Annotated in this window: 6 protein-coding genes and 1 CRISPR repeat array; of the genes, 2 read left to right on the forward strand and 4 right to left on the reverse strand. The window is 37.2% G+C overall.

All coding sequences use genetic code 11. The features are described from left to right. The first annotated feature begins 564 nt into the window (after nucleotides 1-564). Nucleotides 565-1,083: direct repeats of the CRISPR family, unit length 29 nt; unit sequence GTGTTCCCTGTATACACAGGGATAAACCG. A gap of 800 nt (nucleotides 1,084-1,883) precedes the next feature. Then, nucleotides 1,884-4,199, reverse strand: a complete 2,316-nt coding sequence (locus ACGH4F_RS03990) for a zinc/cadmium/mercury/lead-transporting ATPase (protein ID WP_411590084.1) — start codon at nucleotides 4,197-4,199, stop codon at nucleotides 1,884-1,886. 210 nt (nucleotides 4,200-4,409) lie between these two features. Here ACGH4F_RS03990 and ACGH4F_RS03995 point away from each other — a divergent pair, with 210 nt between their 5' ends. Then, nucleotides 4,410-5,615, forward strand: coding sequence for an MFS transporter (locus ACGH4F_RS03995; RefSeq protein ID WP_411590086.1), 1,206 nt, complete (start codon nucleotides 4,410-4,412; stop codon nucleotides 5,613-5,615). 47 nt (nucleotides 5,616-5,662) lie between these two features. Here the strand turns inward: ACGH4F_RS03995 and surE are convergent, their stop codons facing one another. Then, nucleotides 5,663-6,445, reverse strand: a complete 783-nt coding sequence (gene surE, locus ACGH4F_RS04000) for a 5'/3'-nucleotidase SurE (RefSeq protein ID WP_411590088.1) — start codon at nucleotides 6,443-6,445, stop codon at nucleotides 5,663-5,665. 21 nt (nucleotides 6,446-6,466) lie between these two features. After that, nucleotides 6,467-7,321, reverse strand: coding sequence for a neutral zinc metallopeptidase (locus ACGH4F_RS04005; RefSeq protein WP_267352218.1), 855 nt, complete (start codon nucleotides 7,319-7,321; stop codon nucleotides 6,467-6,469). A 429-nt stretch (nucleotides 7,322-7,750) separates the two neighbouring features. Here ACGH4F_RS04005 and proP point away from each other — a divergent pair, with 429 nt between their 5' ends. Next, entirely contained in the window at nucleotides 7,751-9,244 is a 1,494-nt protein-coding gene (gene proP / locus ACGH4F_RS04010; protein WP_411590090.1) for a glycine betaine/L-proline transporter ProP, read from the forward strand. Between the two features lie 351 nt (nucleotides 9,245-9,595). On the opposite strand, the gene ACGH4F_RS04015 is transcribed toward proP, so the two are convergent. Next, complete coding sequence (locus ACGH4F_RS04015; RefSeq protein ID WP_411590092.1) at nucleotides 9,596-10,711, reverse strand: ABC transporter permease; 1,116 nt, start codon at nucleotides 10,709-10,711, stop codon at nucleotides 9,596-9,598. Nucleotides 10,712-10,726: the final 15 nt, after the last annotated feature.

Consider the following 10,726-nt stretch of genomic DNA (forward strand, 5'->3'; position numbering starts at 1 on the left):
ATAAATCATTAATCAAATGGTATTGCATAAGCAATAACCGATAAAAGTCAGAATAATGAATTTATTTCTGGCTCTTTGAATCTGGATATAATTTCTTTATGTTCGGTTTAATCATCAATTGTTAATTTTTAAACGATTGAAAATATAGCGCCCGTGTATTTAGTTGCTAAAGAACAACCTCTTCATCCATAAAATTATTGAACATACTTTTAAACATTAACTGATTATTTATCGCTTAAATTTGCTAAGTGAATTAATGTGATAGCCCATTAGTTAAGTAAAAATAAGGCGAGGGCACAAAAGGAAGATGATACATGGCAATTAGTCATGATCAATTAACGAAACAAGACAAGTCAGGCTGTAGGCAAAAATAGGCTGGTGCGCAAGAAAGTTGTAAAAAGATGAAATGCCTAAAATAACATTTGGAAAGTAACTAACTATATGATAAATATTTAATTCTATTTTAGATAGCTAACAAAGCAGATCGCCTAAAAAAACAACAAAAAAGTTGGTAGAATTTTACACTTTGCTATTTTAATTAATAAACAATAGGTTATAATTAGGGTGTTCCCTGTATACACAGGGATAAACCGTTACTGGAATACATGAATTTGTAAATTATTTAGTGTTCCCTGTATACACAGGGATAAACCGCGCACGGGGCAGATTTTAACGCCGTTGTGATCGTGTTCCCTGTATACACAGGGATAAACCAGCCGGAGCCGATTGTTAACACAGGAGGCGATTTGTGTTCCCTGTATACACAGGGATAAACCGTAGTCATAGTAAAAATAAAGCACCTTGACGGCGTGTTCCCTGTATACACAGGGATAAACCGAAACACAATCGATACAGGTATTAAACGTAAATGTGTTCCCTGTATACACAGGGATAAACCGGATCTGCCGATTTTTTTCTATTCGGTTATCCTGTGTTCCCTGTATACACAGGGATAAACCGCGGAGTTTGGCTCGTGCCGCGTTTAACCGACTGGTGTTCCCTGTATACACAGGGATAAACCGATCGGCGATTCAACGCCTACCGAAATCAGCATGTGTTCCCTGTATACACAGGGATAAACCGTGGCTAAAAGAAAATCTAAGCGAGGCTCAGGCGGTGTTCCCTATATATACCTAGGGATAAACCGAATAGAATTAAACGCCGAAATTCTTAGATGTGCGTGTTCCCTATGCACATAGGGATAAATCGTTCCCCTCAAATAGGGCTATCTTTAAAATTATCGTGTTCCTTAAATGAATAGGGATAGCCATCATTTTCAAAGATCTAAAAATTAACGCTTTGTTCAAACTCCTAATTATTTCTTCTGTTATCAAACTTCTAACTATTGTTATAACATCTGTCTACGAATTAATGGTTATAACATTCGGCATAAAGCCGAATAAAACAAGAAGCTAAAGGTAAGATCAATATAAAGTCGTTCGTTAAAATCATCTACCAAAAAGTAACATGTTATCTTGTTCTCAAGAATTGCTCGGTGCGCAGTAAAAATTGCAAAAGAGTTTCCGCTAAAAAAACTCCATGATAGCAAGTAACTATATGATAATTATAAAATTACATCCATAATGTCTATTAAACTAAATCGCCTAAAAAAACAACAAAAAATCGGTAGAATTTTACACCTCCCTATTTTAATTAATAAACAATAGGTTATAATTAGTGTTCCCTATACACACAGGGATAAACTGTTCGCATGCGAACAAATATGAATAATCGGTAAGGTTTCCTTTATTCTTAAATAGTTCCAAGCAGGCATTTTGTGAAAATCCCTGCTTGGTGGGCGTAGATAGATGCCATATGGTTTTAAAACGTCTAAAAACTCATTTTTTGACAATGGCGTTTCTGCAACTTGTCATTTATAATCCTTATTTTTTAAGTTTAAGCAATCTTAATGCATTGGCTGTGACAATCGCTGTTGTTCCCGAATCAGCTAATACAGCAAGCCAAAGTCCTGTAATACCAAATAGGCTGGTAATTAAAAATATCAACTTAATGCCTAAAGCAATCGTAATATTCTGTTTGATATTACGGTTAGCAAAGCGCGTTAAACGTATCAATTTTGGTAAACTCAATAAACTATTTTTGGTTAAAGCCGCATCGGCTGTTTCGAGTGCGACATCTGTTCCGCTACCCATTGCAATACCTACAGTAGCGGCTTTCATGGCAGGGGAGTCATTAATACCATCGCCAACCATGGCAATAGCGGTTGTGGTGCTTATTTTTTCAATTTCATTTAATTTATCGGCTGGTAAAAGTTCCGCTCGGTAATCAATATTGAGTTGTTGGGCAATAGCTTTGGCTGCTCGTTCATTATCGCCTGTTAACATCAAGGTTTTTAAGCCTAATTGATGAAGTTGATTGAGTGCACTGACCGCATCTTGGCGAAGTACATCTTGCAAAGCAATGATACCCAATAATTTTTGATGAGATACTACAACGACAACCGTTTTTCCTTCAGTTTCAAGCTGTTGTATAAGCTGTGCATCTTCTTTTGTTAATTGGGTTGAAAGGGTATCGAGCCTATTCGGAGCTACAACGTAAAAAGTCTCTTGATTGATATCTCCTTGAATACCGACCCCAGCAATCGCTTTACGATTATTAGCTTCAGTAAAAACAATCTTATTTTGTTTAGCATAGTCAAGGATAGCTTTGGCTAACGGATGATGTGATCCACTTTCCACCGCAGCAACAACAGTTAACAAGTGTTCGGTTGTGATATCACGATTGATAACATCGGTAACTTGAGGTTTGCCTTCGGTCAGGGTTCCGGTTTTATCAAAAGCAATCATTTTGATTGAACCTATATGTTCTAGGGCTGCACCGCCTTTAATTAACACACCATATTTAGCCGCACTCGATAACGCAGAAGTAATAACAGCCGGTGTTGAAATAACTAACGCACATGGGCAACCTATTAATAGTAAAGTTAATCCACGATAAATCCATGTGTACCAATCAGTCTGAATCAATAGAGGCGGAATAACCATTACTAATAGCGATAATAGGGCAATAGCAGGGGTATAATAGCGACTAAATCGATCAATAAATCGCTCTATCGGTGCTTTGCGTTCTTCAGCATCTTCAATAAGTTGTAAAATACGGTCAACAGCGTTTTGTCCTGTTTCTGAGACAACTTTTAATTGAATGGTGTTATCTACCACTAGTGAGCCAGCTAAAATTTTATCACCATATAAATAATTGACTGGAATCGATTCCCCTGTTAGTGCGCTTTCATCAATGCTGGCTTGCTCACTGATTAAGATCACATCTGCCGGTAATCGACCGCCTGATGATATTTCGATAATATCGTCAGGTTTAAGACTATGACTTGCCACCGTTTTTCGATTTCCGTCAACAACAATCACGGTTTCTTCTGGCATTAATTTAACCAGTGAGGAAATACCTTTTTTAGCTTTATTGCTGGCAATCCCTTCAAGCATTTCGCCAATCATAAACAAAAAAATCACCATGGTGGCTTCTTCTGCGGCACCGATAAATAGCGCACCAATTGCTGAAATACTCATTAGCGTTTCAATGGCAAAGGGAGTGCCACTACGGGTTAAGATAATTGCTTCTTTGGCTATTGGAATGATGCCAATTATAGCCGTAACAATGAAGGCATACTTACCTATATCATGATTGATTAACAGGATGATATAACTTATTACAATTAAGATACCCAGCGTCACTAAAGGCAGTAGCGCTTTTTTATCCAAACTGTGTGAATGCTCATGATGATGATGTGGCGAAGATTCAAAAATAGGGGTATAACCTAATTCAACCACTTTATCTTCAATGAGTTTGATAATTTCTTTATTTTTGTTGGGCACAAATACCATGAGTTTTCCAGTTGAAAACGTCATTTTTATTTGATTGATATCGGGTAACGTTTTGATTCCATTTTCAATTTTTTGGGCGCAATGCGCACAATCCATGCCTTGAATTTTCCATGTTAATTTGACAGTTGGGCTTTGCTGGTCAGGTTCATCGGGTGGAGGATCAAGATCATTGGTTTGCGTTTGAATATGATCATGATTTTCACGCCCCAGATTGGATTGATGGTTTTTATTAATATTACGGGCATGAAGTGAATTATGTGCATGATTATGTGTGATGTTTTGGCAGCTATCATGGCAGTGATGATCAGCGTGCTGATGAGTGGATTTGTTATTATATAACATAACGTTACCTCGGCTAGTTGATGATTTTTATTGTACGCTTGTATCATTAAAAATAAATCTTTTTTTAATGATATTTGTCAAGGTTTGGTTTGTATTAATTAAAAAGGATTGAAAACAAGTCATGCGGGATTAAACCCGAATGCTTAACATGTTTTTTGTTATGCTTATTTTCAGTATATAATTATTTCATTCTATATACAGGAAATCACTATGCCGAGTACTTCATCTTTTCGACAATTAAAAGGGGTAATTTTTACTGCTTTTCTTGTTACTACTTTCATTATCGGAATCGCAGGCGCTTTACAATCTCCGACATTAAGTCGTTTTTTAACTGATGAAGTCAATGTTGATCCCATTCTTGTCGGTCTTTTTTATTCAGTCAATGCGATTGCCAGTATTGTGGGGAGTTTCTTGTTGGCGAAATATTCGGATAAAAAAGGTGACAGACGACTCATTGTCATATTCTGTTGTTTAATGGGGGTTTTCAATAGTCTGGTTTTTGCCTTTTCTCGGCACTATGTCTTTTTGATTACGTTGGGCGTGTTATTTGCGGCATTATCCTCAGCGGCAATGCCACAAATTTTTGCGTTAGCACGTGAGTATGCGGTTAAAACGGGTCGTAATGTTGTGGCATTTAACTCACTTATTCGAGCTCAACTTTCCTTGGCTTGGGTTATTGGTCCACCTTTGTCATTTGCGTTAGCGATCAATTATGGTTTTACTACCATGTATCTAAGTGCAATGGGGATGTTTTTTGTTGCGATGATCTTTGTCGCCATTTTTTTGCCTTCAGTCGAAAAAAATCCGGCTACACAGCAAACTCAAGCTATGAATCAGCAGGAGATAAATCAACCGTTATTCCAAAATAAAAATGTGGTTTTTTTATTTTTATCAACCGTATTTATGTGGACGGCGAATATGATGTATATCATCGATATGCCATTATATATAAAATCGAGTTTACATCTGTCGGATTCCTTGCCGGGTCAGTTAATGGGGCTTGCTGCAGGAATCGAAATTCCGGTTATGCTAATTGCCGGTTTTTTAGTACCTTATTTAGGAAAACGTAATCTATTTTTTATTGCAATTGGCTGTGGTGTTCTGTTTTATATTGGCATCATCCTGTTCAAAAATGAAGTGGCATTATTTTCATTGCAAATTTTTAATGCGCTTTTCATCGGTATTGTGGCGAATATTGGAATTATCTATTTTCAAGATCTTCTTCCTACCCGAATGGGCGTTGCTTCAACGCTTTTTAATAATGGTATAACGTGTAGCGTTATCATTGCCGGTCTGATTCAAGGTTTCGTCTCTAAAGCATTTGGACATGAAATGATATATTGGATCGCTTTAATTATGGTGGCGGTTTCTTTCCTGTTTTGTGCTTTTGTTAACGAATCAAAATCAAATCCTTAATAGTCTTTGTACGTCTTTCGATATAGGAAAGACGTACGCATTAAGCATTAGTCAAAATTTAACGCATTTTGCAATGTGTTAAGACTAGGATAATGTGTTCTTTCATAACTCATAGGCGTGATTGCAACGTAGCCACTGTTTGCTATATCCAGTTCTTTGTCTTTATGGCAAGCGGTTTGATTTCGTTTAGCTCTGAACCAAAAATAGTCATGTCCTTCTGGGTCTTTAGTCGGGGTGAGTATCAGTTCGCTTACATCCGGTTCCCCTTGTTTGGTGAGTTTATATCCTTTTATTTGATCAGCATTACAATCTGGAAAATTGACATTAAAACAGATGTTTTTAGGCATTGATAACCCATGCAATTTTCGAATGACGTTTTCAGCATGGTGAATGGCACAATGCCAATTTGTCGGTTGATTATCTTCACTGCTCACTTGGCTTAATGCCATTGCCGGTACGCCAAGGGTCATCGCCATCATGGCTGCCCCAACGGTACCCGATAAAATCGTTTCAAATCCAACATTAGACCCATTATTAATACCGGATAAGACTAAATCAGGTAATTGGTCTGTCATTAGATGTTTTAATGCAAATAACATGCAATCTGCTGGCGTACCATAAACGGCGTATTCGGTATGAGAACGTTTAGAAACTCTGAATGGGGCTTTTAAACTGACGGAACAAGACACGCCGCTTTGATCTATAATTGGCGCCACTACCCAAACTTCATGAGCCAGTTTTTCCGCCACATTTTTTAATATTTTGATACCTTGGGCATCGATGCCGTCATCATTCACTAATAAAATACGATTCACTAATTTGACATCCATTTTGTTTCCTTATGTTGTTCGTTACTCAGTAAAAGTGTCACATTGTTCAATTGAACCACTATCAAACCCTTTTTTAAACCAAGCGTAACGTTGTTTCGACGTGCCATGTGTAAAACTATCGGGCACTACATAGCCATCACGTTGTCGTTGTAGGCGATCATCACCAATGGCTTCGGTTGTGTTCAGTGCTTGCTCGATATCACCAACTTCAAGTAAGTTCTGTTTTTGAACTGCATTTCCCCATAACCCTGCATAGCAATCGGCTTGCAATTCTAATCTTACTGATAATTGATTATCGCTAACATCGGAATATTGTTTAAATTGTTTTAGTTGATTAAATGTGCCGAGTAGATTTTGCACATGGTGACCGATTTCATGGGCAATGACATAACCTTGCGCAAAATCACCGCCACCGCCTAGTCGCTGTTTCATCTCTTGATAGAAAGAAGTGTCCAGATAAACCGTTTTATCAATACTGCAATAAAACGGCCCCATAAAGGTTTGACCAGTACCGCAAGAGGTTTGCGTTGAACCTGTATAAAGAACTAATTTGGGTGGGATATAGGTTTTGCCGAGGCGTTTAAATTCCTGGCTCCAATAATCTTCGGTGCTGGCTAAAATGACCGACGTAAATTTCGCTGCTTGCGGATCATCAATCGCATACTCAGCGCTGTTTTGTGGAGTGCTATTAAGATCAATAACATCAGAATTGAGTAAACCCGTTAAATCAACGCCATAATAGCCGGCGATTAAAACAACAATGAATAGAACAACTCTACCTTTACCACCAATAGGAATTCGCGTTCCTAATTCACTTCCTGATTGTGAGCGGCGATCTTCAATATTATCACTCTCTCTTTGGTCTCTCCAGCGCATAGGAATTACCTCATCAGTTTTAGTAACGTCATTTTAAAGGATTATTTCATGGGATACTAGGTAAAGTTAAATTTGTTACAGGTGAACGATTTAGAGAAGGGTAGAACAGCTATTTTAAAAAAATTTAACCAGAATTGTATCGAATATATTGACGTGAAAGTTTCAACTATCAGATTGGTTGTAATTTTACAACCTGATCTTATGTTGCTATAATTAAAGCCTATTTTTTTGTCAAACTAAACGTAATTATCAAACTTAATTGATTGATAGTAATAACGATAAATCGTTTAATTCTTTTTCTGTTCCTTGTATATCTTCAAAATTTAAGTAATCAATAAACCATTTGTTGTCACTAAAGCACTATAGCAAGTCTTTATCAAAATTGTATTCAACTTATTCCATAATTTGCATGAAAATAGGCGGTTTTTTATGAAGAAGGCAAAAAAGTCAATTATAAAACCTTTGAATATTGATGATATTACCATTATTGATGATAGTAAGCTTAAAAAAGCCATTACGGCTGCTGCACTCGGTAATGCGATGGAGTGGTTTGATTTTGGTGTATATGGTTTCTTAGCCTATATATTAGGGCAGGTGTTCTTTTCAAATGCATCGCCCAGTGTTCAAGTTGTCGCTGCGTTAGCCACTTTTTCAGTCCCTTTTTTAGTGCGTCCATTGGGCGGTGTGGTGTTTGGTTTATTAGGTGACAAATTAGGACGGCAAAAGGTGCTGTCTATGACAATTGTGATTATGTCGTTAAGTACCTTTTGTATTGGCTTAATTCCTTCTTATGCAACTATTGGGATTACCGCACCAATCTTATTGTTACTGGCAAAATTAGCACAAGGATTTTCAATTGGTGGTGAATATTCTGGAGCGGCAACCTTTGTGGCTGAATATTCGCCTGATCGTAAACGAGGATTTATGGGGAGTTGGCTGGATTTTGGGTCAATTGCAGGTTTTTTAATTGGTGCAGGATTGGTTGTCATTTTATCTACTTTATTAGGTGATGCCAAATTTCGAGATTGGGGATGGCGTATCCCGTTCTTTTTTGCGTTACCTTTAGGGGTAATTGGTCTGTATTTGCGTCATGCGCTTGAGGAAACGCCCACTTTTCAGCAACAATCTGAGTCTAATGAACAACGGTCTGAAAAACCAACTAAAATTACGTTAAAACAGATTTTAACCCAATATTGGAAGAGTTTTATGGTCTGCGTGGGCTTAGTGATCGTGACCAATGTTACCTATTATATGTTGCTGACATATATGCCAAGTTATCTATCGCATGATTTAAACTATCATTCCGATCATGGTGTATTGCTGATTATTGCAATTATGATTGGTATGCTATTTGTTCAACCCATGATTGGCTTAATAAGCGATAAAATTGGGCGAAAACCCTTTATTATTGGCGGTAGTGTGGGGTTACTTATTCTTGCTTATCCGGCCTTTATGATGATTAATAGTGATAATATTGGTTTAATCTTTTTGGGATTACTAATACTTGCCATACTACTTAATTGCTTTACAGGTGTGATGGCATCTATTTTACCCGCTATTTTTCCTACCAATATCCGGTTTAGTGCGTTAGCTATCGCTTTTAATATCTCGGTATTAATTGCCGGGGCAACCCCAACAGTGGCAGCTTGGCTTGTCGAAGAAACCAATAACTTATATATGCCTGCATACTATTTGATGGTTGTGGCAATGGTTGGGTTAGTCACTGGTTTAAAAATGCGAGAAACCGCAAATCAACCATTAAGAGGCGCCACACCCGCTGCTTCAAATCGTCGCGAAGCAAAAGAAATTTTATCGGATCATTTTGATTCAATTGAACAAAAAGTTGAAGATATTGATGAACAAATCGAGAATCTGCAAGAACAGCGTCAAGATTTAGTCGATCAACATCCTAAACTAGATTAACGACGATAAACATTCGGATGTCAATCAGAATTTTTGAATAAGTGGTTTTGCTAATATTGAACACGCTCAAATCAAGAGGGGATAATATAATCTTCTCTTGATTCTCTCATCCCTCCAAAAAATTGAACATTGTTGTGTGACGGTTTTACAAGTGATAATTGTCAAAGTCCCATTGCCAAGTATTGTAAGTGTTTATTTGCTTTGGGTTTGGTGGATACTTGCCGATTGTGGTTGTTCAATTCTCTTACTGAAAGTTTATTAAATAGGAATTGTCATGATTGGATTGTAATCCTAAAACAGTTAACAGAATTTGATTTAAACATATAAGGTTAGGTGAGGCTCTCTTTAAATTCACATATATTTTTTAAATAAATAATAAGCCATACCTCCTAATAGTATGGTGATTGCATAGAGCTTCCATAGACTTTGCCAGATGATTGAAAAATTGACGTTTTTTAAATAAATCTGTTTAGTCAATTCGATAAAGTGACGCACTGGATTGATTTCAGTTAAATACTGTAAGCAGAGTGGCATGTTTTCGATTGGCGCAATAAAACCAGATAGTAAAATAGCCGGCACCATAAAGGTAATAATGCCGATAAAGGCTTGTTGTTGAGTTGAGCAAAGTGCAGATATAAATAATCCAAATCCCACTAAAGAGAGTCCGTAACTCATCATACAGAGATAGTACCAAATAAACGATCCTTGAAACGGTATTTGATATATAAAAATACTGGCAATAAGTACGATTGTTCCTTGTAATGTTGCCACAATGATTGCCGGTATCGCTTTACCAACAAAAATTTGCCATGTCATTAAAGGTGAAATACGTAGTTGGTCAAGCGTGCCTTGTTCACGTTCTCTCGCTACTGATAACGAGGTTACGATCATAACGCCAATGGTGGTAATAAGTGCAACCAGCGAAGGTAAGATAAAATGTTTATAGTCTAAATTACTGTTATAACGGTGACGAACGATTAATCCTCCCTTATCTTGATTCATATTTTGTTGCTGATATTGCATAATAATTTGTTGAATATAGTTAGCGGCAATTTGGGCACTATTTGATTTACGACCGTCTAAAATTATTTGAATTTGTGGCGATTGTCCATTCAGTAACTTGCGAGAGAAGTCAGCAGGAAATTGTACCACTACCAAGGCTTTTTGATGATTAATCGTGTCAGTAATGGCTTGCTGTGAATTTAATATCAATACGTTTGAAAAACTGCTGGCATGGGCTAGCCGATCGATTAACTCCGTCGTCGGTTCATCAATCGTGGGGCGATAAACGGCAATGGTCGCATTATTGACATTCAAGGTTGCAGCAAAGGGAAAGATAAAAATTTGTAGCAATACTGGCACGATTAAGATAATGCGTGTCTGTTTGTCTTGCCAAAGTAGGGCTAACTCCTTTTTGATTAGAGTTAATGTGCGGTAAAAGGCGATAGTGTTGAAAAATTTTAACATAGTATTACTCCTTTA

The organism is Gilliamella sp. CG35 (genome assembly GCF_046635745.1).
GTDB classification, from domain to species: domain Bacteria; phylum Pseudomonadota; class Gammaproteobacteria; order Enterobacterales; family Orbaceae; genus Gilliamella; species Gilliamella apicola_I.